Genomic DNA, 15,560 nt, shown 5'->3' with positions numbered 1-15,560 from the left:
ATGCGGTATGGAGCCGTCCGGTCAGACCGGGCTATTTCTCACCTCACACAAGGTTTCTCATGAAAAAAACCCAACGTCTCGCTACCCAATTATTCGTTGCCATCGCGTCTCTGGTCGCTGTGGCTGGCGCCCAGGCACAAAGCGGTGGCAAGACAGCCCCTGCCACCAGCGGTTACAGCATGTACGCCCCGGGCGGCAGCTACATCGGCCTGGCGGCGGGTCAGTCGGACTTCTCGCTGGGCAACGGCACCGGCCTGTACGGCTCTGACAACAAGGACACGTCTTACAGCATTCGTGCCGGTAGTTACTTCAACAGCAACCTGGGCATGGAAATCGGCTACACCGATTTCGGCAGCGTCAACCGCGCGGGTGGTTCGACCAAGGCGGACGGCTTCAACGTCAGCCTGATCGGCAAATTGCCGGTGAGCCCGTCGTTCAACGTGTTGGGCAAAATCGGTACCACCTACGGCCGTACTGACGTGTCCTCAGGCGTTGGCTCCGGTGTGGCCAGCGGCAGCGAAAGCGGCTGGGGCCTGGCGCTGGGTCTGGGGGCTGAATACGCGTTCACTCCCCAATGGTCTGCTGTGTTGCAGTACGAAACCCATGACATGAAATTTGCCGGTGGCGACAATCAGCGCGTCAACACGACCAACCTGGGCGTGCGTTACAACTTCTAAGCGGAGAATTTGACCAACTCAAAGCCCGATTTGGCGGGCAGCGCCAGGTGTTTGATCAACAGGCGGTAGGTGTCCAGGTCAAACGCCAGCGTGCTGCTGGCGGTCAGCGTGTCTTCCAGTTCGGCATCGTCCTGGACCGTGGCCAGGTGACACCATTGGTCGAACACGTGGATGTCGGTCCGGCCGCTTTTGGGGTTGTGCTCGCGCAGGCCGATTTTGCCGGCGTGGGGCCACACCTGCAGGCGTTGCTGGGCCAATGCCAGTTGTAGGCGCAGGTAGTGCAACTCCGGGTTTTCCTCGCCACAACACACGCCTTTGCAGCGGTTGATCTGGTGTGCAAAGCAGCGTCCCTTGCCCGACTCCAGTCCCAGCGCATGCAGACACAGCGTGTGGGTATCCGCCAGTTCACGCAGGCTGGTGATGGCCTGGTTTTTGGAGCGGTACACACCAAACAGCCGGTCAAATTCTTTAGGCTGCAAATCTTCACCGCGCACCAGGGTCAGCAACGGGCGGGCCAGCGGGTTCTCGTTCAGGCGCCACGCGCACAAGGTGCGTTCGCGGCGCAACTGACGGTTGTAGACCGGTTGTTTTTCCTTGACGAGGCGGGCCTCCAGCAGCAGGGCGCCAAGTTCACCCGCGGTCTCCCGCCACTCGATGCGCCGAATCTCCTGCGCAATGCGCATCTCGCGCGCCTCTTTGGCCGCCGCCTGAAAGTGCGACATCACTCGGCTGCGCATGTTGATGCTTTTGCCGATGTACAGGGGCAGCGGACCTTCACCATAAAACAGGTAGACCCCCGCCGTGTCCGGAACGTCGCTCACATGGGTTTCCAGCTGCGGGGGCAGGGCGGCGCTGCCTTGCAGCAAGGCCTGCGCGCAGAGCTTGACCTGCTCCGCCCCCAATTCACCCTGTGCAATGTGCAGCCAGGCCAGCACCATGTCCACATCGCCCATGGCGCGATGGCGCGCGGCGGTTTGCAGGCCGTGGCGCTGCATGATGGCGTCCAGCCCGTGGCTGCGGTGCTGCGGGTAGAGCTGGCGCGACAGGCGCACGGTGCAGACGGTTTTGACGCGCAGCGCGATGTCGAGACGCGCGAATTCGTTGAGCAAAAAACCGTGGTCAAACCGCACGTTGTGGGCCACCAGCACGGCGCCCTCCAACATCGCCAGCAGTTGCCGGGCGACCTCGTCAAAGCCCGGGGCGTCGGCCACCATGGCGTTGCTGATGCCGGTCAGGTTCTGGATGAAGGGCGAAATCGTGGTGCCCGGGTTGATCAGCGTGCTCCAGCGCGCCACCTCCAGCCCGTTTTCCAGGCGCACGGCCGCAATTTCGGTGATGCGGTCGTGGACCGGGTTGCCACCTGTGGTTTCCAGGTCAAGCAGAACGTAGCAAGGCAACATGGGGGAAGGGTGTCAAAAGTTAGCAAAACATCAGCGCCAACCAGGCCGGGTCGTCCATCAGGTTGAGCAGCAGGAAGCTGCCTACCCGGTAGAACCAGACTTCGGCGCGGGCTTTCAGGTCAAACGATGTCGATGGCATGAATGGCGTATTGCCCGCTTCGGCGGTCTGCAAAGTAGCGCTCCAGGGTTTCCTTGACGGTTCTGAAGGCAATCTCGTCCCAGGGGATTTCGTCTTCTGCAAACAGGCGGGCCTCAATCGTCTCGTGCCCGGGGTCAAACAGGTCGCTCAACAGGCGGGCCCGGTAAAACATGTGTACCTGGCCCACACGCGCCACGTTGACGAGGGAGAAGAGGCCTTCCATCTCAAACTGCGCCCCGGCTTCCTCCAGGGTTTCGCGCGCTGCCCCTTCGGCCACGGTTTCATTGAGTTCCATGAAGCCCGCAGGCAGCGTCCATTTGCCCCAGCGGGGCTCGATGTTGCGTTTGCACAGCAGCACTTTGTCACCCCAGTGCGGCACGGTGCCGACCACGTTGAGCGGGTTTTCATAGTGGATTGTGTCGCAGGCCGGGCACACGGCCCGGGCCTTGGTGTCACCATCGTCCGGAATGCGGTAAACCACGGCCGTGCCACAGTTTTTGCAGTGTTTGATAGGGAGGCGGAGCATGGGTCAAGTGTAATTTGAAACCGTTTCAGCGGCAGACCGCCATGGCGCCCGGCCTCCCAGGAAGGGGGTCTTAGTTGACCGTGAGCTTGATGGACTCCAGCCCGGTCACCGCACCCAACAGGGTGTCGCCAGCCACCACCGCCGCCACGCCTTCGGGCGTGCCGGTGTAGATCAGGTCGCCGGGCTGCAATTCCCAGGCGGCGGAGAGGTGCTCGATCGTCTCGGCAATGTTCCAGATCAGCTTGGACACGGTGCTGCGCTGGCGCTCTTGCCCATTGACCTGCAGGGAAATCCCGGCGTTGGTGATATCTCCTGCCGCAGCGGCCGGGGTGATGGGGCCGATCGGTGCCGAGTGGTCGAACGCCTTGCCGATGCACCAGGGGCGACCCTGCTTTTTCATCTCGTTTTGCAGGTCGCGCCGCGTCATGTCCAGCCCCACTGCGTAGCCGAAGATGTGCTGCAGGGCGTCGGCCGCCCTGATGTTTTTGCCCCCGGTGCCAATGGCCACCACCAGTTCGATTTCATGGTGCAGGTTGCGGGTCAGGCTGGGGTAGGGCAGGGAGCCCGTTTCGCCCGCGTTGACCACCACCAGTGCGTCGGCCGGTTTCATGAAGAAGAAAGGCGGCTCCCGGCCGGAGAACCCCATCTCTTTGGCGTGTTCTTCGTAATTGCGGCCCACGCAGTAAATGCGGTGAACGGGGAAGCGCGCTGGCATGCCCAGCACAGGCACGGAGACCGGGGCGGCGGGGGCGAAAACATAAGTCATGGGAATCTCTCTTCTTCAACAAGACGTTCAGGCCGATTTGGCGACCAGGTCAAAGTGCTCAACCACGGGCATGCCTGCAAAAAAGGGCCCCACGATGGCGCGCCAGTCGGCAAATGCGGGGGATTCCCGGAAGCCCACGGTGTGGTCCTCCAGCGTGTCCCAGAAGATTTGAAGAATATAGCGCTCGGTATTTTCAATGCCCCGGTTGACCTTGAAACCCTGAAAGCCCTGGGCATTGCGGATGACTGTGGCCAGGCCGCGCTGAATGGCCTCTTCAAAGGCGGCATTCTGGCCTGGGTGAATGCGGATGTCGGCGAGTTCGAGAATCATGGAGGGCTCCGGTTTGGCGTGGTTTGGATAGTCGGCAGCAAGTCTAACGTCAGCCCCGTGGTGTGAGAAACCTGTTTTGGTGTGGGTTATGCTGACGCCCATGCAAACTGAAAACTTTATTCCAGGCAAAGACGCCTCACTTGAATACACGATCAATACCATGCAATCCAGGCTTCAGGCGCTTGGTTTCCATATTGAGGAAAAGAGCTGGCTGAACCCGGTGGACGGCATCTGGTCGGTTCACATTCGTGACCGGGATTGCCCGCTTTTGTTCACCAATGGCAAGGGTGCCACCCGTCTGGCCTGCCTGGCCAGTGCGCTGGGGGAGTTTTTCGAGCGCCTCTCCACCAACTATTTCTGGACTCACTATTACCTGGGACCCAAGGTGGCGGATCGGCATTTTGTGCACTACCCCCAGGAGCGCTGGTTTCAACCCGGAGAGGACGGCAGTTGGCCCGTTGACCTGCTCAACCCCGGGTTGCACAAGTTCTACAACCCTGAAGGAAGCGTGGACGCCAGGAGCCTGGTGGAGTTCAACTCCGGCAACGTGGAGCGGGGCATCTGTGCCATTCCCTACGTGCGCCTGCGCGACGGCGTGGTGACCTATTTTCCGGTCAACATCCTTGGCAACCTGTATGTCAGCAACGGCATGTCGGCCGGCAATACGCAGGCCGAGGCCCGCACGCAAGCCCTGTCCGAAATTTTTGAGCGCAGCGTCAAGGCGCGCATCATCAGCGAGGGCATTTGTCTGCCCGATGTGCCTGAAGCCGTGATTGCCCGCTACCCGCGCATAGCGGCGGGCATCAAGGCGCTGCGTGCCGCCGGTTTTGGCATTGTGGTCAAAGACGCCTCATTGGGCGGCCAGTATCCGGTGATGAATGTGACCCTGTTGCACCCGGAAGACCAGGGCTGCTTCGCCAGCTTTGGCGCGCACCCGCGCTTTGAGATTGCGCTGGAACGTGCCCTGACCGAGCTGCTGCAGGGCCGTGCGCTGGACTCGCTGGCCGGATTCCCCGTACCGGGCTTTGACCTGGAAGAAACCGCCAGCGCCACCAATATTGAAATCCATTTTGTCGATTCCAGCGGCGTGATCCACTGGAAGTTCCTGGGTGACGTGCCTGACTACGAGTTTTGCCACTGGAATTTTGGCAGCACCACGGCCGAGGACTACGCCTGGGCGGTTGACCGCATTCACCGCGACGGCCGTGAAATCTACATTGCCGACTTCACCCACCTGGGGGTTTACTCCTGCCGTGTGCTGGTGCCCGGCATGTCCGAGATTTACCCGGTGGATGACCTGGACTTCGAGAACAACAGCGTGGGCAACGACATCCGGGAAGCCATCCTGAACCTGCCCGACCTGGACAACGAAGAGTGCTCGGACCTGCTCGACACACTCAATGAATCGGCGCTGGCAGACCAGCGCCCGGTGGCCGCCGTCATTGGCATGGCGGCCGATGCCGGTTCGTTCTGGAGCGATCTGCGCATTGGCGAACTCAAGACCCTGCTGGCGCTGGCCATTGGCGACGAAGCCGCCACGCTGGAAGGCTGTGACTGGATCAAACACTTTGACCAGCTCAACCCCCAGCGCCGCCGTGTTTACGCCTGCATCGAGAGCCTGATCAATCTGGCTGACATGGGCGACACCGGGCCTTACCTGAACGCCTTGCGTGCGCTGTATGGCGCCGGTGCCGTCGCGCAGGCCCACGCGCTCATCATGCAAACCGATCGCTTCATGGGCTTGAGCGCGCCGGGGCTGATGCTGGTGGGTTGCGAAATGCACCACAAGCTGTTGGCAGCCTATGACAAGGTGCATGTCCGCTCGGCCTGATCGCTGCCGTCGCCCGGCCTATTAGCATGCTGGCACTCCGGCGGCTTTTTCGAAGAATATTCATCGCGCTGATTGCCGGCGTGTTGTTGTTTGAGGAGTGGGGCTGGGAGCCGCTGGCTGCCGCCTTTGCCCAGCTGGCCCGCCTGCCGCTGTGGGGCTGGCTGGAGCGAAAAATAACGCAATTGCCGCCGGTGGCCGCTCTGCTGGTGATTGGCGTGCCGATGCTGACTTTGTTGCCGGTGAAGCTGCTGGCGCTCTACCTGTTTGGCAAAGGCCAGACCACCCTGGGCCTGGTGCTGCTGATGGGTGCAAAGATGGTAGGCACGGCCCTGATGGCGCGCCTGTTCCAGCTCACCCAGCCTGCCTTGATGCAGTTGGGCTGGTTTGCGCGCTGGTATCCCCGCTGGAAAAACTGGAAAGATGGTGTGTTGGCCGAGATCCGGCAATCAGCGCCCTGGCGGGCCGGGCAGCGGGCCAAACGGTTGACCCGCGTCTGGTGGAAAAGAGCCCGCCGCTGAGCCTGGGCCTGCGCTGCTTTGGATGTCTTTCGGTTTATCCTAGACGCATGAAATTACACAACTATTTCCGCTCTTCGGCCTCGTACAGGGTGCGCATTGCGCTGGCGCTCAAAGGCTTGCGTTATGAGTACGTGCCGGTGCACCTGGCACGTGGCGAGCAGCATGCCGACGGTTATGCCGCGCTCTCGGCAGACAAGCTGGTGCCCCTGCTTGAAGTGGACGGCCAGTGTCTCTCGCAATCCATGGCCATCATCGAATACCTCGACGAAACCCGTCCTGAGCCCGCGCTGTTGCCCCCCGACGCGCTGGGCCGAGCCCGGGTGCGGGCCCTGGCCCAGTCCATTGCGTGCGAGATCCACCCCCTCAACAACCTGCGTGTGCTCAAGTACCTGGTGAAAGAATTCAAGGCCGATGAAGAGGCCAAAAACACCTGGTACCGGCACTGGGTGCGCGAGGGGCTGGAAAACTTTGAGCGACAACTGACCCAGCTGCACGCCCACCAGGGCACGGCGACCTTTTGTTACGGCCACACCCCCACGCTGGCCGACTGCTGTCTGGTGCCCCAGGTCTTCAATGCGCAGCGATTTGATGTGAGCCTGGACGGTTTGCCGCGCATCCTGGCCGTGTTTGAGGCCTGCATGGCCTTGCCCGCATTCCAGCAGGCACATCCCTCCCAGTGCCCGGACAACGAGGCATGACGATGCACCCGGACTGGATCGTGCCCGAATGGCCCGCACCCCGGCAGGTGCACGCGGTCTGCACCACGCGTGCCGGTGGCACGTCTGTGGCGCCCTACGACGCCCTGAACCTGGGTGATCACGTGGGGGACCGGCCTACCGATGTGGCGGCCAACCGTGCTGTTTTTTCGCAGTCGATCGGGGCGCAGCCGATTTTCCTGTCCCAGGTGCACGGCACGCACACGCACACCATCTCCGGCAGCACCGCCCATGGCACGCAGGCCGATGGCTGCTTTACCGATCAAGCCGGTGTGGCCTGCACCATCATGGTGGCCGACTGCCTGCCCGTGTTGTTCACCAACCTCCAGGGAACGCAGGTGGCGGCAGCGCACGCGGGATGGCGCAGCCTGGCGGGGCAGGGGGGGCAAGGTGTTCTGGAGACGGTTTTAGAGTGTTTTAGGCCTCTAGCCCCCGTGAATAGTGCGCAAGCAGCTATCAATGTCATAGCGTGGCTTGGGCCTTGTATCGGCCCTGATGCGTTTGAGGTGGGGGACGACGTGCGTGATGTGTTCCTGGGGCACGACGCTGCCGCGACCGGCCTGTTCAAACCCTTGCCTGCCGGCAAGTGGCTGGCTGATTTGCCGGGCCTGGCCCGTTTGCGGCTGAAGGCGCTGGGTGTCACGCAGATTTACGGGAACGACGGCAGCCGTGACTGGTGCACGGTCAGCAACCCGTCACGGTTTTTCTCGCACCGGCGCGACCGCGTCAGTGGTCGCCAGGCTGCCAGCATCTGGCTGGGTTGAGGACGAGACATGCAGTTCTGCCGCTTCTTTTTCCTTGATGGCACGACGTCGGGAAGGGGCTCCCAACACATACACCACCAACAGAACCGGGCCCAGGCCGTACAGCAAAAAAGTGATGACCGCGCCCAGAATCGTGCCGTTGGTGTTGGTGGCCTCGGCAACCGCCATCATGAGCGCAACATATAACCAGGCGATAGGAACAATGTACATAAATTGGCGGGTTAATATTCGCTTGGTGAATTGTCAGTTATCCGAAGGGGTAAGAGCAGGATACTAATGCGTTTGCAAAAATGGCAACAATAAGAGGAGATGACATGACAGAAGATTCACGCGAGTTCTGGGCACAATCGGCCCAGCAATTTCAACAGACCTTGACCGACGGCTGGACCGCGGCATTTCAGTCTTTCCAGAACATGGACCTGGGTGCTGCTGGCGCGACGCTTGTCGCACCTACCACCAAGCCACCTCAAATCACCATTCCTCCCGAAAAGCTGCAAGAACTACAGCAGCAGTACCTCAAAGACGCTGCCAGCCTCTGGGCCCAGGGCATGCAGGGCGCGCCCAAAGCGGATGACAAGCGTTTCTCAACCGAGGCCTGGGGTGCCAACCCGGTGGCCGCTTTTTCTGCCGCCGCCTACCTCCTGAACGCCCGCACCCTCATGAGCATGGCTGACGCTGTGCAGGCGGACGAAAAGACCCGCGCCCGCATCCGGTTTGCGGTAGAGCAGCTTTCGGCCGCCGCGTCGCCCAGCAACTTTCTCGCCTTCAATGCCGACGCGCAAAAGAAGGCGATCGAGACCAAGGGCGAGAGCATCGCCAAAGGCGTGCAAAACCTGCTGCATGACATGAAGCAGGGCCACGTGTCCATGACCGATGAGAGCCTGTTTGAGGTGGGTAAAAACGTCGCCACCACCGAAGGCGCCGTGGTGTTTGAGAACGAGCTGTTCCAGCTGCTCGAATACAAGCCGCTCACCGCCAAGGTCTACGAGAAGCCGTTCCTGCTGGTGCCACCCTGCATCAACAAGTTCTACATCCTTGACCTGCAGCCCGAGAATTCCTTAATTCGCTACGCCGTGGCGCAGGGTCACCGCACGTTTGTCATCAGCTGGCGCAACCCCGATGCCTCGCTTGCGACCAAAACGTGGGACAACTACATCGAAGATGCTGCTATCAAAGCAATAGCGGTAACCCAAGAGATCACGGGCGCCAAGAGCATCAATGCCTTGGGTTTTTGTGTGGGTGGCACCATCCTGGGCACAGCCCTGGCGGTGCTGGCGGCGCGCGGCGAAAAGCCGGTGGCCAGCGCCACCTTGCTCACCTGCCTGCTCGATTTTTCGGACACCGGCATTCTGGACATCTTCATCGATGAAGACTCGGTCAAAAAGCGTGAACAGGAGATGGGCAAGGGCGGTTTGATGAAGGGGCAAGACCTTTCGTCAACCTTCAGTTTCTTGCGGCCCAACGACCTGGTGTGGAACTACGTGGTGGGCAACTACCTCAAGGGCGAGACACCGCCCCCGTTTGACCTGCTCTACTGGAACAGCGACTCCACCAACCTGCCCGGCCCTTTCTACGCCTGGTACCTGCGCAACACCTACCTGGAAAACAACCTGATCAAGCCTGGCAAGACGACCGTCTGTGGCGAAAAAATTGACCTGGGCAAGGTCGATATCCCGGTCTATATCTATGGCTCGCGTGAGGACCACATTGTTCCCATCGGCGGCGCCTATGCGGCCACGCAAGTCATGCCTGGCAAAAAGCGTTTTGTGATGGGCGCGTCCGGCCACATTGCAGGCGTGATCAACCCGCCCGCCAAAAACAAGCGCAGCCACTGGATTCGTGAAGACGGCAAGTTACCCAAATCACAGGCCGACTGGCTGGCAGGCGCCACCGAACATGCCGGCAGCTGGTGGACCGACTGGTCCAACTGGTTGAGCGCGCAGGCGGGTAAACAAATACCCGCACCCAAGACCTACGGCAAAGGCCCTTACCAAGTCATCGAACCCGCCCCTGGCCGCTACGTCAAGGCCAAGGCTTAATTTTTTCACTCAGGAGACCTAAAAAATGGAAGACATCGTCATCGTTTCAGCCGCCCGCACCGCTGTCGGCAAATTTGGCGGCACCCTCGCCAAAACCCCAGCGACCGAACTCGGCGCCGCGGTCATCAAAGACCTTCTGGCCCGCACCGGTGTCGGCGCAGACCAGATTGGTGAAGTCATCATGGGCCAGGTGCTCGCTGCTGGCGCGGGTCAAAACCCGGCGCGCCAGTCGCTCATCAAGAGCGGTGTGGCCAAGGAAACCCCTGCGCTCACCATCAACGCCGTGTGCGGCTCCGGTCTGAAGGCCGTGATGCTGGCGGCGCAGGCCGTGGCCTATGGCGACAGCGACATCGTGATTGCCGGTGGTCAGGAAAACATGAGTGCTTCACCGCACGTCCTGCCCGGCTCGCGTGACGGCCAGCGCATGGGCGACTGGAAGATGATCGACACCATGATCGTGGACGGCCTGTGGGACGTGTACAACCAGTACCACATGGGCATCACGGCCGAGAACGTGGCCAAGCAATACGGCATTACCCGCGAGATGCAAGACGCCCTGGCCCTGGCCAGCCAGCTCAAGGCCGCTGCGGCCCAGGACGCCGGCAAGTTCAAGGACGAAATCGTGCCTTTCAGCATCGCCCAGCGCAAGGGTGACCCGCTCGTGTTTGCCGCTGACGAATTCATCAACCGCAAGACCAATGCCGAGGTTCTGGCTGGCCTGCGCCCCGCGTTTGACAAAACCGGTGGCGTGACCGCCGGCAACGCCTCCGGCCTGAACGATGGCGCTGCCGCCGTCATGGTGATGACCGCCAAAAAAGCCGCCGCTCTGGGCCTCAAGCCCCTGGGCCGCATTGCCAGCTTTGCCACCAGTGGTCTGGACCCCGCACTCATGGGCATGGGCCCCGTGTCGGCGTCGCAAAAAGCCCTGGCCCGCGCTGGCTGGAAAGCCGCTGACCTGGACCTGCTGGAAATCAACGAAGCGTTTGCCGCTCAAGCCTGCGCGGTGAACCAGCAAATGGAGTGGGACATCTCCAAAGTCAATGTCAATGGCGGCGCCATTGCGATTGGTCATCCCATTGGTGCGTCCGGTTGCCGTATTCTGGTGACGCTGCTGCACGAAATGCAGCGCCGCGACGCCAAAAAAGGCATTGCCAGCCTGTGTATTGGTGGCGGGATGGGGGTTGCCCTAACTATCGAGCGCTGATTTGCGTTCACAATAAATCAGTTTCAAGATTTCAACAAAGAGGAATACAAAATGAGTCAAAAAGTAGCATACGTGACCGGTGGCATGGGTGGCATCGGTACCGCTATTTGCCAGCGTCTGCACGCTGAAGGTTTCAAGGTCATCGCCGGTTGCGGCCCCACACGCGACCATGCCAAATGGGTGGCTGAGCAAGCCGCGCTGGGCTTCACGTTCTACGCGTCGGCAGGCAATGTGGGTGACTGGGATTCCACCGTCGAAGCGTTCGCCAGGACCAAAGCCGAGCACGGCACCATCGACGTGCTGGTCAACAACGCCGGTATTACCCGCGACCGCATGTTCCTCAAAATGACACGCGAAGACTGGGACTCGGTCATCGAGACCAACCTGAACTCCATGTTCAACGTCACCAAGCAAGTGGTGGCCGACATGGTTGAAAAAGGCTGGGGCCGCATCGTCAACATTTCGTCCGTCAACGGCGAAAAAGGCCAGGCTGGTCAAACCAACTACTCGGCTGCCAAAGCCGGCATGCACGGTTTCACCATGGCTTTGGCGCAAGAGATGGCGTCCAAGGGTGTGACGGTCAACACCGTGAGCCCTGGCTACATCGGTACCGACATGGTCAACGCCATTCGTGAAGACGTGCTCGCCAAGATCGTGGGCACCATCCCCGTGAAGCGCCTGGGCAAGCCCAGCGAGATTGCCTCCATCATCGCGTGGCTGGCATCGGAAGAAGGTGGCTACTCCACCGGCGCCGATTTCTCGGTCAATGGCGGCCTGCACATGGGCTGATGCCCCGTGGCATTTACTCTAAAAAACCCGCTTCGGCGGGTTTTTTTATGAACGGCTATCGAGGGCGCCCCTCGTCAATCCAAGCCTGAGTTTCCTTGATGCCAATCCGGTAGCGTGCACAGTTGAAACCCGCCAGGGCATTCAGTTCCTGCGCAAGAAGCTGCTGGAACTTCGACTCATCCTCGTCGGGCAGACCCAGGCTGGAAAGCGCCTCCCCCTCAGACTTACGACCGCGAACCACCAGACCCACCGCTTCGCTGAGCGCTTCACGGAACTTGACGCGGAAGGGGTCCGGCGAGCCCATGGATTCCAGCACCACCTTGTACTTGACCTGGGAGCGTCGATAGGTCCAATTGAAGAGGTCCACCGCCATCGAAACGTCACATGACTCATAAACGCCCATCATGGCCAGCGCGTAATCCTCCCGGTCGACATCCAGGAATGACAGGGGTGCCTGGTTATATAGCATGAGCGGGATATTGGCGGCAAGCCGACTCACTCGCTTGTTCCCATCCTCGAAGGGTTGCAGGTACGCTAGGTTGACCCATAGGAAGAAGGCGGCCTCCAAAGGGTTCTTGATGTACTGAGCTGTCGAGATGATGCGCTCGAACATCTCCAACAACATTGCAGGAACCTGGGTGGGAACGTAGGTGGTGCCGCTGATGTTGACTACTTTTTCGCGAATGGCCCCGAGCGACGTCACATCCGCCATCAGGTCTTGCATTAGCACGGCGTGCAGATTGCGAACGAGTCCCGCACTGAGTCCCTGGTTCGGGACAGCATCCACTAGGAACTCGATGGATGCCTTGTGATTGAGCAGCATGACCGCGTCACTGTCCGTGGCAGCCGCACCGCTCTTGAAAAGCTCCTCTGTATCCAGTAATGTGTAGCGGTTGCCCTCGAGATGAGAGGACGACCATGACAAGTCGATTAGCAGTTGCTCCAGAACCTTGCGGACATAGGTGCCGGCTGGCAGTTGCCCCGGGAGGCGACCGAGTGAGGCCAGTTCTTCTGCGAGTTCTGGTGGCAGCAGGAAGGTTTCGTTCGGTTTGTATTCGTCGACGAATTCACGACGGTACGCTACCGGCAAGCGGGCCGCCAGCGGCAGTGCCAGTTGCTGCCGGAGTTCCAGGCTCGTTGCGCTCCAGGGAAGCGCAAAGCGGCTTGAGGCTGGGACGACAGGCGGCTGAGCAGTCGTTTTCACAACCGTGGCAGGAGTGCTTGTTGCCAGTCGGCGATACCGGGTAGCACGAGCTTTGCCGGTAACCTCGACTCGCCTTTCCACAGAAAGCCTTGACAGCATGCGCTTGACGGCAGGCAGACTCGAGCCCGTGGCTTCAACCAGCTGGGTCGATGTGACGGACTCATGCCCCTCAGACGCCAGTGTGAACATGGCTTGCAGCAAGGTATTGGCTGTCAGACGGTCGTTATAGGGCATAAATCAGCTCGATGTAGTGAGCTGATTGTAAACAAATCGAGCTAATTTGGCCTGTATCAGCTCTATTTTTGAACGGGTAGCCGTGATTTGGGCCATCAGCCTCGTCAACCCCGCCTGGACGCTGCCTCTAAAATGGACCTCAATTTCCATCATTGCGACTAGGACTCCCCCTGAAACACGCCACTTTTGCCAAGCCTTGCCTGCGACCGCTCGCCATTGCCATCGCCAGTTTGTGCGCCGGGGCGTTGTTTGCCCCCGCTGCCAGCCAGGCCCAAACCAGCAACGAATCAGCTGCCGTGCTGACGCCCACGCCAACCACTCTGCGTTTGACCTCCGAGACCCTCTCGCTGCCCGGTGGCGAAAAGATGGGCATGGTGGGGGGCGACTTGTTGTTTGATGTGACCGATTCCGTTCGTTTGGGCGTTGGCACCTATGGCGCGGTGCGCGGCGAACGCGGTGGCTTCATCACCCTGGGCGTTTCGGGTGAAATGCGCCAGCGGTTCAGCCCCTCGTGGGTGGGCCATGCCGGTTTGTTTGTGGGTGCCGGGGGCGGGCGCGGTGGCTACACGCTGTCGGGTGGCGGCCTGATGTTGCGTGGCGACGTTGGCCTGACCTACGAGACCGCGGGTTACGGCAACCTGGGCTTTGGCCTGAGCCACGTCAAATTCCCCTCCGGGGTGATTGGCAGCACGCAGCCCTACCTGCAATATGAGTACCCTTTTTACAGCCTGCTCAGTTCGGGTTGGCAAGCCCCTGCAGCAACCGGCAGCAGCACGGGCATGCGGCTTGTGAAGCCCGGTGTCAACGAGTTTTCAATGGTGGCGCGAAGCTACAAAATCCCATCCTCGGTGGTGCGTGACGACGGCACACCCCAACACCCCAGCATGGCCTTGCTGGGGGTAGAGTGGTTGTCCTATGTGGACGACCGCTGGTTCCTGAAGCTGGAGTCCGAAGGCGCCATGGGCGGCCAGAGCAACGGCTACATGCAAATTCTGGCAGGCGGGGGCTACCGCCTGCCGCTTACCAGCAGCACGGCCGTCAAATTTCACGCCGCAGCAGGCCCGGCGGGCGGGGGTGGTGTGGACACCGGTGGCGGCTTGCTGCTGGATGCCGGCATTGCCCTGCAACAAAAAATCACCCGGCGCATGGCGCTGGAACTGTCCCTGGGTGAAGTGCGTGCGCCGTCCCGCAGCTTCAGGGCCCAAAGCGTGGGCCTCAAACTGGACTACCTGTTTGGCTTGCCTGACGTGTCCTCAGACACCGTGGCCTGGAGCGCCTTGCAGGGTTTTGATGCCCAAAACCTGCGGGTGAGGGTGGCGAACCAGACCTATTTCAAAGCATCGCCCCAGTGGCGCAACCGCTCCATTGACGACTCGGTCAGCAACCTCGGTGTGCAGCTTGACTACTTCGTTTCCCCCAACTGGTTTGTCACAGGCCAGGGCCTGGCCGCCTATGCGGGTGACGCGGGGGCCTACATGACCGGCCAAATTGGTGCCGGTGCGCAGTGGCCCTTGTCCGAGCGCTGGTTTGTGGAAGGCGAAGCCCTGGTTGGCGCGGCGGGCGGCGGCGGGCTGGCGGTGGGCGGTGGTTTGGTGGTGCAGGGCAACGCGTCAGTGGGTTACCGCTTGTCCAAGTCGCTCTCCATCCTGGCCACGGCAGGCCGTGTTGACGCCATTCGGGGGGACTTCAAAGCCAATGTGGCGGGTATCTCGATGGCGTACCAATTTACCGGGTTTACGCAGAAGTAGGTGAACTGCCCGGGGGATGTGTTTGGGCCCAATTTTCCAGCCGCAATCCTGGCACCCGGGCGAATTCTCTGGTGTTGTTCGTGACCAAAATTGTGTTGGACGCAAGTGCATGCGCCGCGATCATGGTGTCAAGGGCACCGATCGGCTGGCCGCGCCGCTCCAAATCGGTCCGAATCTCTGCATAGTGCCAAATGGCGGAATCGTCAAAAGGCATGACTTCCAATGGCGCCAGAAACATCTTCAGTGCCTCGCGGTTGCGTGCTGATCCGCTTTTGGCCACACCAAAAGCCAACTCGGCAGCCGTCACACTGGAAATGCCAATAGCGCCCAGATGTTCCTCCCTGAAGCGTGCCAGCACGGCCGGTGGACGGGCACTGATCACATAAATGCAGATATTGGTGTCGAGCATGTAATGGATCAAGACCCAATCTCCTCACGCACTTGCGTCTCGGGCTGGTCCCGACTGATTTGAAAGCCCGGCTCAAACGCATCCAGGGCGGCCTCCAGCATGCGCCAGGGCTCATTGACGGGAAGCAGCAAAACGCCATTGCCGAAATGCCGAACAACTACCTCAACCCCCTCAAAACGATATTCTTTTGGCAAACGAACGGCCTGGCTGCGACCCGACTGAAAAAGACGTGCTGTGTCCATTTGTATTCCTTTGCGAATGATGAT

General features: G+C 60.6%; 17 protein-coding genes. 9 read left to right on the top strand and 8 right to left on the bottom strand.

Features of this window, described 5'->3' with window-relative positions; all coding sequences use genetic code 11:
• The first annotated feature begins 59 nt into the window (after nt 1-59).
• Nucleotides 60-677, top strand: a complete 618-nt coding sequence (locus AC097N_RS16520; protein WP_479582921.1) for an outer membrane beta-barrel protein — start codon at nt 60-62, stop codon at nt 675-677.
• Here the strand turns inward: AC097N_RS16520 and AC097N_RS16515 are convergent.
• The 4 genes from AC097N_RS16515 to AC097N_RS16500 all read right to left on the bottom strand — a co-directional run bounded on the left by AC097N_RS16515 (nt 674) and on the right by AC097N_RS16500 (nt 3,838).
• Nucleotides 674-2,077, bottom strand: coding sequence for an exonuclease domain-containing protein (locus tag AC097N_RS16515; RefSeq protein WP_479582919.1), 1,404 nt, complete (start codon nt 2,075-2,077; stop codon nt 674-676). The genes AC097N_RS16520 and AC097N_RS16515 overlap by 4 nt on opposite strands.
• Nucleotides 2,078-2,196: 119 nt before the next feature.
• Nucleotides 2,197-2,742, bottom strand: a complete 546-nt coding sequence (locus tag AC097N_RS16510) for an NUDIX hydrolase (protein WP_479582916.1) — start codon at nt 2,740-2,742, stop codon at nt 2,197-2,199.
• A 70-nt stretch (nt 2,743-2,812) separates the two neighbouring features.
• On the bottom strand, nt 2,813-3,508 hold the full coding sequence (locus AC097N_RS16505) for a fumarylacetoacetate hydrolase family protein (protein ID WP_479582913.1): 696 nt from the start codon (nt 3,506-3,508) through the stop codon (nt 2,813-2,815).
• A gap of 27 nt (nt 3,509-3,535) precedes the next feature.
• Nucleotides 3,536-3,838: an antibiotic biosynthesis monooxygenase family protein gene (locus tag AC097N_RS16500; protein ID WP_479582911.1), complete on the bottom strand. Its 303-nt coding sequence runs from the start codon at nt 3,836-3,838 to the stop codon at nt 3,536-3,538.
• Nucleotides 3,839-3,938: 100 nt separating this feature from the next.
• Here AC097N_RS16500 and ycaO point away from each other — a divergent pair, with 100 nt between their 5' ends.
• The 4 genes from ycaO to pgeF are packed head-to-tail and all read left to right on the top strand — an operon-like array spanning nt 3,939 to nt 7,667.
• Complete coding sequence (gene ycaO / locus AC097N_RS16495) at nt 3,939-5,669, top strand: 30S ribosomal protein S12 methylthiotransferase accessory factor YcaO (RefSeq protein WP_479582908.1); 1,731 nt, start codon at nt 3,939-3,941, stop codon at nt 5,667-5,669.
• 26 nt (nt 5,670-5,695) lie between these two features.
• On the top strand, nt 5,696-6,187 hold the full coding sequence (locus AC097N_RS16490) for a hypothetical protein (protein WP_479582906.1): 492 nt from the start codon (nt 5,696-5,698) through the stop codon (nt 6,185-6,187).
• Nucleotides 6,188-6,234: 47 nt separating this feature from the next.
• Nucleotides 6,235-6,885: a maleylacetoacetate isomerase gene (maiA, locus tag AC097N_RS16485; protein WP_479582904.1), complete on the top strand. Its 651-nt coding sequence runs from the start codon at nt 6,235-6,237 to the stop codon at nt 6,883-6,885.
• A gap of 2 nt (nt 6,886-6,887) precedes the next feature.
• Nucleotides 6,888-7,667 (top strand): peptidoglycan editing factor PgeF, encoded by a 780-nt coding sequence (gene pgeF / locus AC097N_RS16480; RefSeq protein ID WP_479583063.1) that lies wholly within the window; start codon nt 6,888-6,890, stop codon nt 7,665-7,667.
• Here pgeF and AC097N_RS16475 read toward each other — a convergent pair.
• Nucleotides 7,599-7,877 (bottom strand): hypothetical protein, encoded by a 279-nt coding sequence (locus AC097N_RS16475; protein WP_479582901.1) that lies wholly within the window; start codon nt 7,875-7,877, stop codon nt 7,599-7,601. The two genes, pgeF and AC097N_RS16475, sit on opposite strands and share 69 nt — an antisense overlap.
• 104 nt (nt 7,878-7,981) lie before the next feature.
• Here AC097N_RS16475 and AC097N_RS16470 point away from each other — a divergent pair, with 104 nt between their 5' ends.
• Genes AC097N_RS16470 through phbB form a run of 3 tightly spaced genes read left to right on the top strand, consistent with a single transcriptional unit; the run spans nt 7,982 to nt 11,699 of the window.
• The gene (locus tag AC097N_RS16470; RefSeq protein ID WP_479582899.1) at nt 7,982-9,706 is read left to right on the top strand and encodes a PHA/PHB synthase family protein; all 1,725 of its coding nucleotides are present in this window, start codon (nt 7,982-7,984) and stop codon (nt 9,704-9,706) included.
• 25 nt (nt 9,707-9,731) lie between these two features.
• Nucleotides 9,732-10,910 (top strand): acetyl-CoA C-acetyltransferase, encoded by a 1,179-nt coding sequence (locus AC097N_RS16465; RefSeq protein WP_479582897.1) that lies wholly within the window; start codon nt 9,732-9,734, stop codon nt 10,908-10,910.
• A 51-nt stretch (nt 10,911-10,961) separates the two neighbouring features.
• The gene (gene phbB / locus AC097N_RS16460) at nt 10,962-11,699 is read left to right on the top strand and encodes an acetoacetyl-CoA reductase (RefSeq protein ID WP_479582894.1); all 738 of its coding nucleotides are present in this window, start codon (nt 10,962-10,964) and stop codon (nt 11,697-11,699) included.
• Nucleotides 11,700-11,754: 55 nt separating this feature from the next.
• Here the strand turns inward: phbB and AC097N_RS16455 are convergent, their stop codons facing one another.
• A complete protein-coding gene (locus AC097N_RS16455; RefSeq protein WP_479582892.1) occupies nt 11,755-13,137 on the bottom strand; it encodes a Fic family protein in 1,383 nt (460 codons plus the stop codon).
• Nucleotides 13,138-13,289: 152 nt separating this feature from the next.
• Between AC097N_RS16455 and AC097N_RS16450 the strand changes: the two genes are divergently transcribed.
• Nucleotides 13,290-14,885: a hypothetical protein gene (locus tag AC097N_RS16450; protein ID WP_479582890.1), complete on the top strand. Its 1,596-nt coding sequence runs from the start codon at nt 13,290-13,292 to the stop codon at nt 14,883-14,885.
• On the opposite strand, the gene vapC is transcribed toward AC097N_RS16450, so the two are convergent.
• Nucleotides 14,872-15,306 carry a type II toxin-antitoxin system tRNA(fMet)-specific endonuclease VapC gene (gene vapC, locus AC097N_RS16445; protein ID WP_479582887.1) on the bottom strand — a complete coding sequence of 145 codons (435 nt, stop codon included), beginning with the start codon at nt 15,304-15,306 and terminating at the stop codon, nt 14,872-14,874. The genes AC097N_RS16450 and vapC overlap by 14 nt on opposite strands.
• Nucleotides 15,303-15,536 carry an antitoxin gene (locus AC097N_RS16440; protein WP_479582884.1) on the bottom strand — a complete coding sequence of 78 codons (234 nt, stop codon included), beginning with the start codon at nt 15,534-15,536 and terminating at the stop codon, nt 15,303-15,305. The genes vapC and AC097N_RS16440 overlap by 4 nt, the downstream gene beginning before the upstream one ends.
• Nucleotides 15,537-15,560 lie beyond the last annotated feature (24 nt).

The sequence above is a fragment of the Rhodoferax sp. LS1R11 genome, from assembly GCF_056521395.1.
This window is presented reverse-complemented; position numbering and strand designations above follow the sequence as displayed.